13 protein-coding genes are annotated in these 14,389 nt (G+C 62.4%); 8 read left to right on the top strand and 5 right to left on the bottom strand.

All coding sequences use genetic code 11. The features are described 5' to 3' along the window. The first annotated feature begins 16 nt into the window (after positions 1–16). The gene (locus FKM97_RS03575) at positions 17–739 is read left to right on the top strand and encodes a L,D-transpeptidase family protein (RefSeq protein WP_143957732.1); all 723 of its coding nucleotides are present in this window, start codon (positions 17–19) and stop codon (positions 737–739) included. A gap of 2 nt (positions 740–741) precedes the next feature. Here the strand turns inward: FKM97_RS03575 and FKM97_RS03570 are convergent, their stop codons facing one another. The 3 genes from FKM97_RS03570 to FKM97_RS03565 form a co-directional block, all read right to left on the bottom strand. After that, a complete protein-coding gene (locus tag FKM97_RS03570) occupies positions 742–2,067 on the bottom strand; it encodes an NAD(P)/FAD-dependent oxidoreductase (RefSeq protein ID WP_143957890.1) in 1,326 nt (441 codons plus the stop codon). 122 nt (positions 2,068–2,189) lie between these two features. Next, positions 2,190–2,363: a hypothetical protein gene (locus tag FKM97_RS26195; protein ID WP_170240723.1), complete on the bottom strand. Its 174-nt coding sequence runs from the start codon at positions 2,361–2,363 to the stop codon at positions 2,190–2,192. 94 nt (positions 2,364–2,457) lie between these two features. Further along, positions 2,458–3,429, bottom strand: a complete 972-nt coding sequence (locus tag FKM97_RS03565) for a tyrosine recombinase XerC (protein WP_143957731.1) — start codon at positions 3,427–3,429, stop codon at positions 2,458–2,460. Positions 3,430–3,532: 103 nt separating this feature from the next. On the opposite strand from FKM97_RS03565, the gene FKM97_RS03560 reads away from it, so the two are divergent. The 7 genes from FKM97_RS03560 (at position 3,533) to FKM97_RS03530 (ending at position 11,857) form a co-directional block, all read left to right on the top strand. Beyond that, complete coding sequence (locus FKM97_RS03560; protein WP_143957730.1) at positions 3,533–5,740, top strand: primosomal protein N'; 2,208 nt, start codon at positions 3,533–3,535, stop codon at positions 5,738–5,740. 210 nt (positions 5,741–5,950) lie between these two features. Beyond that, a complete protein-coding gene (locus FKM97_RS03555; protein WP_143957729.1) occupies positions 5,951–6,511 on the top strand; it encodes a F0F1 ATP synthase subunit delta in 561 nt (186 codons plus the stop codon). After that, positions 6,511–8,043: a F0F1 ATP synthase subunit alpha gene (gene atpA / locus FKM97_RS03550; protein WP_143957728.1), complete on the top strand. Its 1,533-nt coding sequence runs from the start codon at positions 6,511–6,513 to the stop codon at positions 8,041–8,043. The genes FKM97_RS03555 and atpA overlap by 1 nt, the downstream gene beginning before the upstream one ends. Positions 8,044–8,080: 37 nt before the next feature. After that, entirely contained in the window at positions 8,081–8,974 is an 894-nt protein-coding gene (locus FKM97_RS03545; RefSeq protein ID WP_143957727.1) for a F0F1 ATP synthase subunit gamma, read from the top strand. 119 nt (positions 8,975–9,093) lie between these two features. Next, a complete protein-coding gene (gene atpD / locus FKM97_RS03540; protein WP_143957889.1) occupies positions 9,094–10,518 on the top strand; it encodes a F0F1 ATP synthase subunit beta in 1,425 nt (474 codons plus the stop codon). A gap of 41 nt (positions 10,519–10,559) precedes the next feature. Beyond that, entirely contained in the window at positions 10,560–10,970 is a 411-nt protein-coding gene (locus FKM97_RS03535) for a F0F1 ATP synthase subunit epsilon (RefSeq protein ID WP_143957726.1), read from the top strand. A 47-nt stretch (positions 10,971–11,017) separates the two neighbouring features. Continuing rightward, complete coding sequence (locus FKM97_RS03530) at positions 11,018–11,857, top strand: ferritin-like domain-containing protein (protein WP_246104910.1); 840 nt, start codon at positions 11,018–11,020, stop codon at positions 11,855–11,857. 12 nt (positions 11,858–11,869) lie between these two features. Here FKM97_RS03530 and FKM97_RS03525 read toward each other — a convergent pair whose 3' ends face one another. Continuing rightward, positions 11,870–12,274: a DUF1850 domain-containing protein gene (locus tag FKM97_RS03525; RefSeq protein ID WP_143957725.1), complete on the bottom strand. Its 405-nt coding sequence runs from the start codon at positions 12,272–12,274 to the stop codon at positions 11,870–11,872. After that, a complete protein-coding gene (locus FKM97_RS03520; RefSeq protein ID WP_143957724.1) occupies positions 12,271–14,325 on the bottom strand; it encodes a TRAP transporter permease in 2,055 nt (684 codons plus the stop codon). The genes FKM97_RS03525 and FKM97_RS03520 overlap by 4 nt, the downstream gene beginning before the upstream one ends. Positions 14,326–14,389: the final 64 nt, after the last annotated feature.

Raw genomic sequence — 14,389 nt, 5'->3', positions numbered from 1 at the left:
CTTCGCCGGGTGCAAAATGAGTACGGAGCCCGACAAGGCCATGAAGCCGTTGTCGGAAGAGGCCAGGGCCTTGCTCGCCGCCAAGGGTTTGAAGCCCGGTGCAGCGATGTATGTACGGATCTTCAAGCAGGAATCCGAATTCGAGGTGTGGATGGCCAATGGCTCCGGCACCTACACCTTCTTCAAGACCTATAATGTCTGCAACTGGTCGGGCGACCTCGGACCCAAGGTGAAGGAAGGCGATCGGCAAGCGCCGGAGGGCTACTATGTGGTCACCCCGGCACAGATGAATCCGAAGAGCGCCTATCACCTTTCGTTCAACATCGGCTATCCCAATGCCTTCGACAAAGCCAATGACCGGACGGGCACTGCTCTCATGGTCCATGGCGGCTGCCGCTCGGCCGGTTGCTATGCCATGACGGACGACGCGGTGTCAGAAATCTTTGCCCTGGCACGAGAGGCCTTCATCGCGGGCCAACGTGAGTTTCCGATCTCGGCCTATCCCTTCAAGATGACCGCCGACAACATGGCGTTCCGGAAGACCAACAAGTGGTACCCCTTCTGGGCCAACCTGAAGCAGGGCTACGACTTCTTCGAAAAGCATCAGTACCCGCCCGTCGTCGGAGTGCAGGACAAGAAGTACGTTTTCTTCGACGGCAATGATTCGGTGCCGGAGGCCTTCAGAGTCAGTGCGGCGAGCGCCCAGAGCGGTGCACCGCGACTCATCCAGGGCTGGTAGGTCTAAACGCCGGTCGAGGGCGCGATTTTTGTCCCATCGGAAAAGCGCGTGAACCGGAAGGGTGTCGGATCCACGATCGGCGTGGAGCCGGTGACCAGGTCCGCCATGAGCCTCCCCGCCCCCGGGCCGATCCCAAAGCCGTGGCCCGAAAAGCCCGTTGCGACGAAGAAGCCGGGGATCTGGTCGATGGGCGAGATAACCGGCACGGCATCGGGCATTGCATCGATATAGCCTGCCCAACTGTCGGCCACCTTCACTGAATCGAACAGCGGGAACGCTGCTCGCAGATGCTTCATCGCATCATCCAGCACGTGTGGGAGCGGCTTGGGGTCGAAGGTGCGGATGCGCTCGAAGGGGCTCTCCTTGTCGAGCGCCCAGCTCTTCGGAGTGTTCCACTCCTCCATGAAACGCTCGCTGAGCCGCGGCCGCAGGCTCTTCCATTCCATCTTCAGCATCGGCAGATAGTCGAAGAAGAAGCGGAAACTGTCGGGCACGAGCTCCGGCACGGTCACGTCACCATGGGCGACGGTGTAGCCTCCGTCGGCGCGCTTCCGATACGCAAAGCCCGGAGCCCACGCGGACGGCACGGGGCCGTCGACCGGTGTCGTCCTCAGCACCGATGAGAGCACTTTCAACTGGGGCAGCCTCAGTCCTAAGGATCGACAAAACACTCCGGACCATGCGCCGCCGGCAAGAACGACCTGCGAGCAGGCGATGCGGCCCTTTTCCGTCACCACTCCGGAGATGCGACCCCCCTCGCGCTCGATGCCGCGGACCGCACAACGCGTAAAAATCTTCGCTCCCTGCTTCTGCGCGCCACGGGCGATCGCGGGCGCGGCGATGAACGGCTCGCCCTTTCCGTCACTCGGGGTATAAAGCGCACCCTTCCAGCTGGTCGCAGATTGCGGGATCAGCTCGGCAACCCGCTTTCCGTCAATGATTTGCGAATCGAGCTGATAGGCCCGGGCATGCTTCATCCATGCCTGATGGCCCTCCAGATCCTGGTCGGTCTTGGCGAGGTAAAGTATGCCCGTGGTGCGGAAGCCGGTCTCCTCGCCAATGCGCTCGTTCATCTGGCGCCAGAGGCCGAGGGATTCGATAATCAGCGGGATTTCGCGGGGATCGCGCCCCATCTGGCGGCACCAGCCCCAGTTCCGGCTGGACTGCTCGCCGGCGATGATCCCTTTCTCACAGAGCACGACCGAGACTTTGCGCTCGGCCAGAAAAAGAGCAAGCGAAGCGCCGATGATGCCGCCACCGATGATGACGACATCGGCACGCTCAGGCAGCTTTTCGTCGGACGGAACCGGCGCGATGTCCGCAAGCATCATGAACTCTCCCCGTTACGAGGACAGTCATAGAGAGGTTTGCGGTCGGCGAAAAGCGCGGCACAAAGAAGCCGGGTTCGGCAGTCCTGCCAAAAACCCGGCTGAAGACTTGAAGAAAAAGCTTATTGCGTAGACGTGCTGGACGGTGCCGGAGTCATCGGCGCGGGCACTTCCGCCACTGTCATGGGCGCGCTCGAGGCCTGGACATTCTTCTGATAGCTGCAGGCATGCGCACCCGCGGCAAACGAGACGGCAGACGCCGCGATTGCCAGGGCGAAGACGGTCGATTTCATCATGCGTCTCTCCATCATCATGGGGAAGAACCTTCAGACTAACACGAGCACAACACTTCACAAGCGCCCGAGGTTCACTCTTCCTTGAAATGAAGTGCTACGCCCGCGGGTGAGCGGTCTCATATTGCCTAAGGAGGTGGGCGCGATCGACTTCGGTATAGATCTGCGTGGTGGACAGACTTGCGTGGCCCAGCAATTCCTGGATTGAGCGCAAGTCGGCTCCAGCCCCGAGGAGATGCGTGGCGAAGGAATGCCGCAACGCATGGGGCGTCGCCGTCTCCGGGAGAGCCAAGGCGCCTCTGAGCCGCTCGATCAGGCGCTGCACGATCCGCGGGTTGAGGCGAGCACCGCGCACTCCGACGAACAGCGGGCCATTGGCCGCTTTGCCAGCGGGACAGAGGGCAAGATAGGCCTCAATGGCGGTCCGTACGATCGGCAGCACGGGGACAATGCGGGTCTTGTTGCCCTTTCCGGTGATGGTGAGGATGTCCTGTGCGGGACCGGGGGCTTCATTGCGGTTCAGGCCGAGAGCTTCCGAAATCCGCAGGCCGCAGCCATAGAGAAGTGTGAGGACGGCGACATTCCGCGCCTTCACCCAGGGGAGGGTCTCACCATCCTCCTCGTCAGCCTCGCCTGAGACCAGCCGCCTGGCGGCCGTCAGGTTGAGCGGCTTCGGCACCGAATGGGCAATCTTCGGCGAACGCACGGCGCCGAGAGCGGCATTGTCGAGCACACCCTTGCGCTCAAGAAAGCGGTATAGCCCCCGGATGGAGGAAAGCTGTCGGGCGAGACTGCGGCTCTCCACACCCGACCGACGACGCGACGCGAGGAAGGATCTGAAATCGGCGGTCCGAAGCTCGGCCAAAATGCTGATCGAGGCGGGCTCCCCCAAATACTCCGCCAGAAAGCCGAAAAACTGGCGCATGTCCCGGTGGTAGGCGACGAGCGTCTGCGGTGAGGATCGCTTTTCGCCCTTGAGATAGTCAAACCAAGCCGACACTTCCCCGGCAGCGTCCGGGCACGCCGGCATGGACAGAATCAAAATGTCGGGAGTCGTGGCAATCGTCATGGAGACTCAGTTGCACTGGGTGGAGGGCGCGTCCACCTGACTGGGTGTTCACAACGATCATGAGCGCATTGAATTAAGAGGCCGTTGCGATCAGGTTGCATCCATGCAGGTCGATACGGCGGAAAATGAAGTTGAGAGCGCGGCGGGGCAGTTGCGCGTCGAAGTGCTCCTGCCTCTCGCCCTTTCGAGCGCCTACTCCTATCTGGTGCCGTCCGGCATGGAGCTGCAGCCCGGGGACTATGTCCGCGTGCCGCTGGGCCCGCGCGACATGATCGGCGTCATCTGGAGTGGGCCTGCGCTCGCGACGAACGAGCCTGGCGGGCCGCGCTTGCGGGCTGTCCGCGAGCGCTACGATGCCCCACCCATGGCCGAGGTTCATCGTCGCTTCGTCGACTGGGTGGCGGCCTATAATCTCGTGCCTGCGGGCATGGTCCTGCGGATGTGCCTGCGCTCGCCAGCCGCTCTCGGCGATCCGCGGATGCAAACGGGGTACCGGTATGTCGGATTGCCTCCCCAGCGGATGACACCGCAGCGGCAGCGCGTCATCGACGTCGCCTCAAACGGCCTGCTGTGGCGATCGAACGAACTCGCCGAAGAGGCCGGCGTAACATCCGCAGTGATCAGAGGCCTGGTCGCCTCCGGCACGCTGGTGCCGGAGCCCTTTCCCGCCGACCGTGATTTCGGCGTGCCGCAGGCGCAGGCGCATCGGGGCCTCTCCAAGGAACAGGCCGCTGCCGCAAAGATCCTGCGCGCCACCGTGGCCGAACGGGCCTTCTCAGTCACCGTGCTGGACGGTGTGACCGGTGCGGGCAAGACCGAAGTCTATTGCGAGGCGGTGGCCGCCACGATTGCCGCAGGACGCCAGGTCCTTATCCTCTTGCCCGAGATCGCCCTCACCTCCGAATTCATCCGGCGGCTCGAGGAGCGGTTCGCGGCAGAGCCGGCGGAGTGGCATTCCGCCCTCAAATCGACCGAGCGGGAGAGGGTGTGGCGCGGCATAGCCTCGGGCGATGCCAAGATTGTGATCGGCGCGCGGTCGGCTTTGTTCCTGCCGTTCCGCAATCTCGGATTGATCGTGGTCGACGAGGAACACGAATCCGCGTTCAAACAGGAAGAGGGGGTCACCTACCATGCCCGCGACATGGCCGTGGTCTACGGATCGCTCGGGCAGTTCCCGGTCATCTTGTCATCGGCGACGCCATCGTTGGAATCCCTGGCGAATGTGGATCGTGGCCGTTACCGCTACGTCGCCCTGACGGCACGGCACGGAGCCGCTCTGCTGCCCTCGGTCGATCTCATGGACATGCGCAGCGCGGCCCTGGAGCGCGGCCGCTGGATGTCCGAGCCGCTGGTGGCGGAGGTCGTCAAGACCCTGGGTGATGGCGAGCAGGTTCTGCTGTTCCTGAACCGTCGAGGGTATGCGCCCGTCACTCTGTGCCGAGTCTGTGGGCATCGCATGCAGTGTCCGAACTGCGACAGCTGGCTGGTCGAACACCGCTTCCGCCGCAGATTGCTGTGCCACCACTGTGGGCATGACGAGCCGGTGCCGGAGGCCTGCCCGTCATGCGGAACAGAAAACAGCCTCGTCCCCTGTGGACCAGGCGTAGAACGTCTGGCCGAAGAGGTTGCCGAGCGGTTTCCCACTGCGCGGATCGCCCTCCTCTCCAGCGATCTTCTGCGGGGTTTTGGCCTGCGCGACGTCATCCGTGCGATAGCGGAGCGCCGTTTCGACATCATCATCGGAACACAGCTGGTCGCCAAGGGCCATCACTTTCCCGGCCTCACTCTGGTGGGAGTGGTCGATGCGGATCTCGCCCTCAGCACCGCAGATCCGCGGGCGGCCGAGCGGACCTACCAGCTGCTGACCCAGGTGGCGGGGCGGGCAGGCCGGGAGGCTTTGCCGGGCCGAGCGATCATCCAAACCTATATGCCCGACCATCCCTTGATGAAGGCCCTGAAAGAGGGGGATCGGGACGGTTTTCTGGCCAAGGAAAAGCAGATCCGCCAAGGGGGGGGCCTCCCGCCCTATGGGCGACTGGCCGCCCTGATCGTGTCGGGCCGGGATCAAATCGAAACCGAACGGTTCGCCAAAGACCTCGCGCGTCTGATCCCCACCGCGCAGGGCGCTCGCGTCTACGGCCCCTCGCCGGCCCCCATGGCCCTGGTGCGAAGCCGATACCGTTTCAGGTTCCTCGTCGAGGCGGGGCGAGACTTCAATATCCAGGCGTTTCTTGCCACATGGCTGGCGCCTGTGAAGCCGAGAGGCTCGCTGCGGGTGGATGTGGACATCGATCCATACAGTTTCCTGTAAGCATTCTATGGGACCGGCCTTATTGTTGCGACAATCAGGCGTCTTGCCTGCGTTGCCAGGGCCTACTTCCTGTGTTAGATGGAGCCCAAGACGGGGAACGCTAAGCTACACGCCTGTTCCTTCGTAAGATTACCAAGTTAAATCAGTCCGTTGGTATCGCCGTTCAAGAATGCGCGAACCGGTCGGAACCATGTAAAGAGACGGTTCAAGGTGGCGGGAACGGGTTCGACAGTAGAAGGAATGCCAGGGCGTTACGCGACGGCTCTTTTCGAGCTGGCGCAGTCCGATGGGCAATTCGATGCCGTTGCGGAGGACCTCAGGCGGTTTTCGGCACTCATGGAGGAGTCCAACGAGCTCAGGCGGCTCGTTCGAAGCCCGGTTTTCACGCCTGACGAACAGTCGCGGGCAATCGGCGCCGTGCTCAGCGCCGCCGGCATTACCGGGTTGACCGCAAACTTCATTTCGCTCGTCGCCCGCAATCGCCGCCTCTTTGCCATCAGCGACATGATCGCCGGATATCGCAAGTTGCTGGCGGCCCACCGCGGTGAAGAGACCGCCGAGGTGACTTCTGCCGAACCGCTCTCCGACGAGCAGGTGACGCGCATCAAGGAAACGCTGAAAACCGGCTCCGGGCGCGACATCATGCTCGAGACCAAAGTCGACCCCGACATCATTGGCGGCCTGATCGTGAAGATCGGAAGCCGGATGATCGACAATTCGCTACGAACAAAACTTCAAAATCTTCGCATTGCTATGAAAGAGGTTGGGTGATGGAAATCCGTCCCGCGGAAATTTCTGCGATCCTCAAGGAGCAGATCAAGAATTTCGGCCGTGAAGCCGAAGTCTCCGAGGTCGGCCAGGTCCTGTCGGTCGGTGACGGCATCGCGCGCGTCTATGGCTTGGATAATGTGCAGGCCGGCGAGATGGTGGAATTCACCAACGGCGTGCGCGGCATGGCCTTGAACCTTGAAGTCGACAATGTCGGCATCGTGATCTTTGGCTCCGACCGAGAGATCAAGGAAGGCGATACCGTCAAGCGCACCGGCGCCATCGTGGAAGTTCCCGTCGGACGGGGCATGCTCGGCCGCGTCGTCGATGCGCTCGGGAATCCCATCGACGGCAAGGGTCCCATCGCTTCCGACGTCCGCAAGCGCGTCGACGTCAAGGCGCCGGGCATCATCCCGCGGAAGTCGGTGAACGAGCCGATGCAGACCGGCCTCAAGGCCATCGATGCCCTGATCCCGATCGGCCGGGGCCAGCGTGAGCTGATCATCGGCGATCGCCAGACCGGCAAGACGGCGATCATTCTCGATACCATCCTCAACCAGAAGAACATCAACCAGCGCGGCGAAGAGAGCCAGAAGCTCTATTGCGTCTACGTGGCCTGCGGCCAGAAGCGTTCGACCGTCGCCCAGCTGGTGAAGACCCTGGAGGAGAACGGCGCTCTCGAATATTCCGTGGTGGTTGCCGCCACGGCGTCCGAGCCGGCCCCGATGCAGTATCTGGCTCCCTATACGGGCTGCACCATCGGCGAGTTCTTCCGCGACAACGGCATGCATGCCCTGCTTGCCTATGACGATCTGTCCAAGCAGGCCGTCGCCTATCGGCAGATGTCCCTGCTGCTGCGCCGTCCGCCTGGACGCGAAGCCTATCCGGGCGACGTCTTCTATCTCCATTCCCGCCTGCTCGAGCGTGCCGCGAAGCTGAACGACTCCCTCGGCGGCGGTTCGCTCACGGCGTTGCCCGTGGTGGAAACCCAGGCGAACGACGTCTCGGCCTATATCCCGACGAATGTCATCTCGATCACCGACGGCCAGATCTTCCTCGAGACGGATCTGTTCTATCAGGGCATTCGTCCCGCGGTGAATGTCGGTCTGTCCGTGTCCCGCGTGGGCTCAGCAGCCCAGATCAAGGCCATGAAGCAGGTTGCCGGCCGAATCAAAGGCGAGCTCGCGCAGTATCGCGAAATGGCTGCCTTCGCCCAGTTCGGCTCCGACCTCGATGCCTCGACTCAGCGTTTGCTGGCACGCGGACAGCGTTTGACCGAACTTCTGAAGCAGCCGCAATTCTCGCCTCTCGCGGTCGAGGAGCAGGTGGTCGTGATCTATGCCGGCGTGAACGGCTATCTCGACAAGCTGCCGGTCAATCAGATCCGTGCCTTCGAGGAAGAGTTCCTGCGGTTCATGCATGATCGCCACAACGAAATTCTCGACGCCATCCGCACCGAGAAGGAGCTGAGTGCGGGGACGACCGAGAAACTGAAGGCCGCGGTCGAGAGCTTCTCGAAGTCTTTCGCCGCCTGAGACCCATCGGCAATCGAGCACAAGGAAAGCGGCCTAGATGCCGAGCTTGAAAGAACTCAGGAACCGGATCACCAGCGTCCGCTCGACGCAGAAGATCACCAAGGCGATGCAGATGGTGGCTGCAGCCAAGCTGCGCCGTGCGCAGGAGGCTGCCGAAGCCGCACGCCCCTATGCCGAGCGGATGGATGCAGTCCTCGCCAATTTGGCAACCGGCCTGGAAGGCCGCGAGGATGCACCCGTGCTGTTCTCCGGCACAGGCAAGGATCAGGTCCATCTTCTCGTCGTGGTGACGGCGGAGCGCGGGCTCTGCGGTGGTTTCAACTCCAACATCGCGAAGCTCGCCCGGGATCATGCCATGCGCCTGACCCGCGAGGGCAAGACGGTCAAGATCCTGTGCGTCGGCCGGAAAGGCCGGGACATGCTGCGCCGGACGTTCGGGCCCCAGATCGTGGATACGATCGACTTCCGCACCGTTCGCCGCGTCGGCTTCACTGAGGCCCAGGAGGTCTCCCGCCGGGTTCTGTCGATGTTCGAGGCTGGCGAGTTCGATGTCGCCACTCTCTTCTATTCCGAGTTCAAGAACGTCATTACGCAGAAGCCGACTGCGCTGCAGTTGATTCCGGTGCGCGTGCCGCCGGCGAAAGCGGCCGGGGGCCCCGCGCTGGATTTGGGCGGCGCCATCTACGAGTATGAGCCCGAAGAAACCGAGATCCTGGCAGACCTGCTGCCTCGGAACCTGTCCGTGCAGGTGTTCCGGGCGCTGCTCGAGAACGCCGCCGGGGAGCAGGGTGCGCGGATGTCGGCCATGGATGCCGCGACCCGCAATGCCGGTGACATGATCAACAAGCTGACGCTGCGCTACAACCGCACCCGCCAGGCGATGATCACCAAGGAACTGATCGAAATCATTTCGGGTGCCGAAGCGGTATAAGGCGCTCAAGGGCGCGAGTTTCTCCAGGGAAGCGCGCGAGCAAAACGAATACAGGCAGGGATTGACCGATGACAACGACCCTCAAGAAGACCAGCAAGCCGAAGAACCCCGAGGCAAAGATGCCGAACAACCCGACCGGCCGTATCCGTCAGGTGACGGGCGCCGTCGTCGACGTTCAGTTTGAAGGTCATCTGCCGGAAATCCTGAACGCGCTGGAAACCGACAACAACGGCAGCCGTCTCGTCCTGGAAGTGGCGCAGCATCTGGGCGAAAGCACCGTGCGGACGATCGCCATGGACTCCACCGAAGGCCTCGTGCGTGGCCATCTGGTGCGGGATACCGGAGCCGCGATCTCGGTGCCGGTGGGACCGGGCACGCTCGGCCGCATCATGAACGTGATCGGCGAGCCCGTCGATGAAGCCGGCCCCGTGCCGCATGAGTATACGCGCGGCATTCACCAGGCGGCTCCTCCCTTCGTCGACCAGTCGACCGAAGCCGAGATCCTCGTCACCGGGATCAAGGTCGTCGACCTCCTCGCGCCTTACGCCAAGGGCGGCAAGATCGGCCTGTTCGGCGGTGCCGGCGTGGGCAAGACCGTGCTCATTCAGGAACTGATCAACAACGTCGCCAAGGCTCACGGCGGTTACTCGGTGTTCGCCGGCGTCGGCGAGCGGACCCGCGAGGGGAACGACCTCTATCACGAGTTCATCGAGTCCGGCGTGAACAAGAAGGGCGGCGGCGAAGGCTCCAAATGCGCCCTCGTCTTCGGCCAGATGAACGAGCCCCCCGGAGCCCGCGCCCGCGTCGCGCTGTCGGGCCTCACGATCGCCGAGGATTTCCGCGACCAGGGGCAGGACGTGCTGTTCTTCGTCGACAACATCTTCCGCTTCACCCAGGCGGGCTCGGAAGTGTCCGCTCTGCTCGGCCGCATTCCCTCGGCCGTGGGCTATCAGCCGACACTGGCGACCGACATGGGCGCCCTGCAGGAGCGCATCACGACGACGACGAAGGGTTCGATCACTTCGGTGCAGGCCATCTACGTGCCGGCCGACGACTTGACCGACCCTGCGCCTGCGACCTCCTTCGCTCACTTGGACGCGACGACCGTGCTTTCGCGCTCGATTGCCGAGAAGGGCATCTATCCGGCCGTGGATCCGCTGGACTCCACCTCGCGCATGCTGGATGCCCGCGTCATCGGCGACGAGCATTACGGCACCGCCCGCCGCGTTCAGGAGATCCTGCAGCGTTACAAGGCGCTCCAGGACATCATCGCCATTCTCGGCATGGATGAGCTGTCGGAAGAAGACAAGCTCGTGGTCAGTCGCGCCCGCAAGATCGAGCGTTTCCTGTCGCAGCCCTTCTTCGTGGCCGAAATCTTCACCGGTTCGCCCGGTAAGTTCGTCAACCTCGAAGACACCATCAAAGGGTTCAGTGGCTTGTGCGAAGGCAAGTATGATCACTTGCCGGAATCGGCCTTCTACATGGTTGGCACGATCGAGGAAGCCGTCGAAAAGGCCGAGCGCCTTGCGGCGGAAGCGGCCTGAGCCGTTTGTCTGAAGCGTGACGGCAAAAGGATCGCCGGCTAATGGCTGAATTGCTGCATTTCGAACTCGTGTCACCGGAGAGACTGCTTTTCTCCGGTGAGGTCGCCGAAGTTACGGTCCCCGGCAGCGAGGGAGAGTTCACCGTTCTCGTGCGCCATGCTCCCTTGGTCGCCACGTTGAAGCCCGGTCTGCTTGTGATCCGCAAGGAGAGCGGTGCGCCGGAGAAGATCTTCTTGCGCGGCGGTTTTGCGGAGATCAATCCGCGGGGCCTCACCGTGTTGGCTGAAGAGGCTATTCCCTTAGCAGAGCTTGATCGCGCCGCGTTCGAGGTGCAGTTCAAGAACGCAGCGGAAGACGTCGCGGACGCCAAGGACGACGAGAAGCGGCGCCGGGCTCAGGAAGTGCTCGACCATCTCAGGCAATTGCAGGCGGCCCTATCAGCACCGGTTTAGACGATTACACGCCCGCTCCGGGCGGAGGACGCCAGAGGACAGCATCGATGCATGGCGATCCAGGTACCATGCGCTGGACACTTGATCGCATTAACTGGGGAGCCTTCGACGGCTCCAAGGTCGATCCCGAGATGTTGAAGGCGGTCAAGGCCGCCGCTCTCGTCGAATTCAATGCGCCGGACTACGTCACCTATCTGTCCAACGTCTTTCGCGACGACGAGACCGTCCAGCAGAATATCGATCAATGGGGCAAGGAAGAGGCCCAGCACGGCCGCGCTTTAGCCGCGTGGGCCAAGCTCGCCGATCCCAGCTTCGACTTCGAAGATTCCTTCGCCCGGTTTCGCACGATCCAAAGCATCGATACGAGTGCCAATGAATCGCTGCGAGGCTCCAAAGCCGGTGAAATGATCGCCCGCTGCGTGGTCGAAAGCGGTACCTCGTCCTTCTACACGGCGATCAAGGATCAGACGGACGAGCCCTGCCTCAAGCAGATCGTGACCTTCATGGCAGCGGACGAGTTCGCCCATTACCGTTGCTTCTACGAGATCTACAAGAAATACGCCTCAGAGCTGCCAGGACGGATCGGGCGGTTGAAGGTTGCAGTGGGGCGGGTGAACGAAGCGGATGACGACGAGCTCGCGGGGGCCTTCTACTGCGCCAATTACTCCGCGGACAGCGAGACCCCCTATCATCGCAAGACCTTCGCCGACGCCTATCAGAAGCGGGCCATGGGCGTGTATCAGAGACAGCATATGGACAGGCTGATCTCCATGGTCGCCAAGGCTGGGGGACTGGACCCGCACGGCTTCCTCACAACGAGGATCCAGAGCCTCGCCTGGTGGTACATGTCCCGCCAGAAACAGAAGCTGGCTCAGTCGGCCGTGTGAGCCCGGGCCGCATCACTTCGCACGCCGCGTCGCGGAATCGCATACCCGGAGGGTCACGCCGCTGTCGCTCGGGATCGTCACCAGTTGCCCCAGGGGACGGCATGACCCCTCGACGCAAATCTCATAATCGCCCGTAAAGGCCGAGGCCGCGAGATTCACCTCAGTCAGACGCAATTCGGCGGGGCTGTATTGCCACCATCCTCCCGGAATCTTCACCGCGTCGGGCGGAGGCTCCATTCCCGCGCCCGAACCGCGCACTCTCGCCCTCTCGAGCGTGAACCCATGCGCTCCGGCCACATAGTCCTCCTCCCAGCGGATTTTTTCCACCGAGTGGGTCCAAGCAAGGGTGAAGCGATTGCTGGGAAGGTCGAGCGAAGTGAGAGCGGCCCCCGTCACGAGGCACAGCAGGAGGCTCAAGCGGGTTCGCTCTGGGTTGCCCCGCGCGACCGCCACCAATGCCAGACGATGAAGAGAAACCCTAAACCGAAGCCAAGCTCATCGGTGATGGGAAGCGCCAGGACGAGGAGGAAGGCAGCAGCGGTGGCCCAGATACGCTCGGGCCAGTTGAGCTTCGTGTGGAGGAAGCCGACCATGGCTGCGCCCCAAAGGCCGATGGAGACGATTGCCTTGAATGCCATATAGGCCGTGGCCAGCCAGTCTCCGGTCTGGGCCATAAGGGCTGGGTCATAGACCGCCATGAAGGGGACGACATAGCCCGGGATCGCGATCTTCGAGGCCTGCCAGCCGATAGCCATGCCCGATGCCCTGGCGATCGGCGCGGCGGCGAAGGCAGCCAAGGCCACAGGCGGCGTCAGGTCCGCCATGATGCCGAAATAGAAGACGAACATATGGGAGACCAGCAGCGGCACACCCAGTTCCAGGAGAGCGGGGGCGGCGATGGCGCTGGTGATGATGTAGTTCGGGATCGTCGGGAGCCCCGTCCCCAGGAGCAGGCAGGCGATCATCGTCAGCACGAGGCTCAGAAACAGGCTGCTGCGACCGAAGGCCAGAATCATTTCCGCGAACTGAACGGCGACTCCCGTCAGGGTGAAAATGCCGATCAACACGCCGACGATGGCGCAGGCGATGCCGACGCTGACGGCATGCCGTGCCCCTTCAGCCAGGCTGTCGACCGAAAGCCGCACGGTCTCGCGGCCCCCCTTGACGAACAGATTGCCCGCGATGAGCGCAATGATGATCAAGCCAATAGCGGTGATGCCGAATTCGAAGAACGACCCACAGAGCAGTCCCAGCACCACCCAGAATATGACGCGAAGGGCGGTGCCACTCAGGTTCAAGGCTATGGCGGCGCCGAGGATCAGAACGATTGTCAGCGCCAATCCCACCGTTCCCGAGAATAGGGGGGTATATCCGGAGAAGAGCAGATAGACGAGGATGGCCAGAGGCAGGATGAGATACCAACCTGCCTTGAGAGCGCCCCAAGCGCTCGGACACATCTCCTTCGGAAGACCGCGCAAATTCTTGTGGCCCGCCTCCAAGTGGACGGCCCAAAAGGCCGCCGCAAAATAGAGGAGAGCGGGAATGATCGCGGCCTTGACGATTTCCACATAGGGGACGCCCAGGGTCTCCGCCATGATGAAGGCCACGGCGCCCATGACCGGCGGCATGATCTGACCACCCATGCTGGAGGTGGCCTCGACGGCGCCGGAAAAAACGGAGGAGTAGCCGAAGCGCTTCATCAACGGGATGGTGAACTGGCCCGTCGTGACGACATTGGCAACACCGGAGCCGTTGATCGTGCCCATGAGGCCGGAGGAGAACACGGAGACTTTGGCCGGGCCGCCTTTGAGATGCCCGACCAACCCCATGGACACATCGGTGAACAGCTTGATCATCCCGGCCCGTTCCAGAAACGTCCCGAACAGGATGAAGAGGAAGATGTAGGTCGAAGACACATAGATCGGCGTGCCGTAGATACCCTCGGTCCCCATGAACATCTGCTCGATGATCTGATCGAGGCCATAGCCGCGGGTGGCGAGCGCGCCTGGGAGATATTCGCCGAAAAGGCCATAGAGAAGCGCCAGCCCACACAGGATCGGCAGCGCCCATCCCATCAGGCGTCGGGTCGCGTCGAAGACCAATATGATGACGATCACGCCGATGACGAGATCGGTCATTGACGGTATTCCAGACCGAAGCATGATCTCGGTCTCGTAGACCCAATGATAGAGTCCGAGAACAAAGCCCAGGATACCAAGCGACCAGAGCAGCGTGGCGTGGGCTTTGTTTTTCGTGAGTTCGGCGGAGATGCCGAAGATCATCAGGACGAGGAAGCCGACATGGACCGAGCGAACAACCAGGCTTGAGATGGGGCTGTAGGCGGCGGTCCATATCTGAAAGACGGAGAAGGCGATGCCGATGGCGTAGAGTGCCCAGGCCGACCCGCCGCGTCTGACATCGGTGCTCTCAGCGGGAAGCTCGACCTCAAGCTCGAGATTACGATCCATGGGCGTCGCTCACCAGCACTCTTCTTTACCTTCCTGAGACCGTGAAGGGCTCAGGTCAACCGTC

It is taken from the genome of Rhodoligotrophos appendicifer (assembly GCF_007474605.1).
Lineage (GTDB): Bacteria > Pseudomonadota > Alphaproteobacteria > Rhizobiales > Im1 > Rhodoligotrophos > Rhodoligotrophos appendicifer.
This window is presented reverse-complemented; position numbering and strand designations above follow the sequence as displayed.

Bases quoted from the DNA above. Each gene is read 5' to 3' on its own strand.
- FKM97_RS26195 (WP_170240723.1), bottom strand. From the start codon at position 2,363: ATGATGAAATCGACCGTCTTCGCCCTGGCAATCGCGGCGTCTGCCGTC.
- FKM97_RS03565 (WP_143957731.1), bottom strand. From the start codon at position 3,429: ATGACGATTGCCACGACTCCCGACATTTTGATTCTGTCCATGCCGGCG.
- FKM97_RS03535 (WP_143957726.1), top strand. From the start codon at position 10,560: ATGGCTGAATTGCTGCATTTCGAACTCGTGTCACCGGAGAGACTGCTT.
- FKM97_RS03570 (WP_143957890.1), bottom strand. From the start codon at position 2,067: ATGCTTGCGGACATCGCGCCGGTTCCGTCCGACGAAAAGCTGCCTGAG.
- FKM97_RS03545 (WP_143957727.1), top strand. From the start codon at position 8,081: ATGCCGAGCTTGAAAGAACTCAGGAACCGGATCACCAGCGTCCGCTCG.
- FKM97_RS03520 (WP_143957724.1), bottom strand. From the start codon at position 14,325: ATGGATCGTAATCTCGAGCTTGAGGTCGAGCTTCCCGCTGAGAGCACC.
- FKM97_RS03560 (WP_143957730.1), top strand. From the start codon at position 3,533: ATGCAGGTCGATACGGCGGAAAATGAAGTTGAGAGCGCGGCGGGGCAG.
- FKM97_RS03575 (WP_143957732.1), top strand. From the start codon at position 17: ATGAGTACGGAGCCCGACAAGGCCATGAAGCCGTTGTCGGAAGAGGCC.
- atpD (WP_143957889.1), top strand. From the start codon at position 9,094: ATGCCGAACAACCCGACCGGCCGTATCCGTCAGGTGACGGGCGCCGTC.
- atpA (WP_143957728.1), top strand. From the start codon at position 6,511: ATGGAAATCCGTCCCGCGGAAATTTCTGCGATCCTCAAGGAGCAGATC.
- FKM97_RS03530 (WP_246104910.1), top strand. From the start codon at position 11,018: ATGCATGGCGATCCAGGTACCATGCGCTGGACACTTGATCGCATTAAC.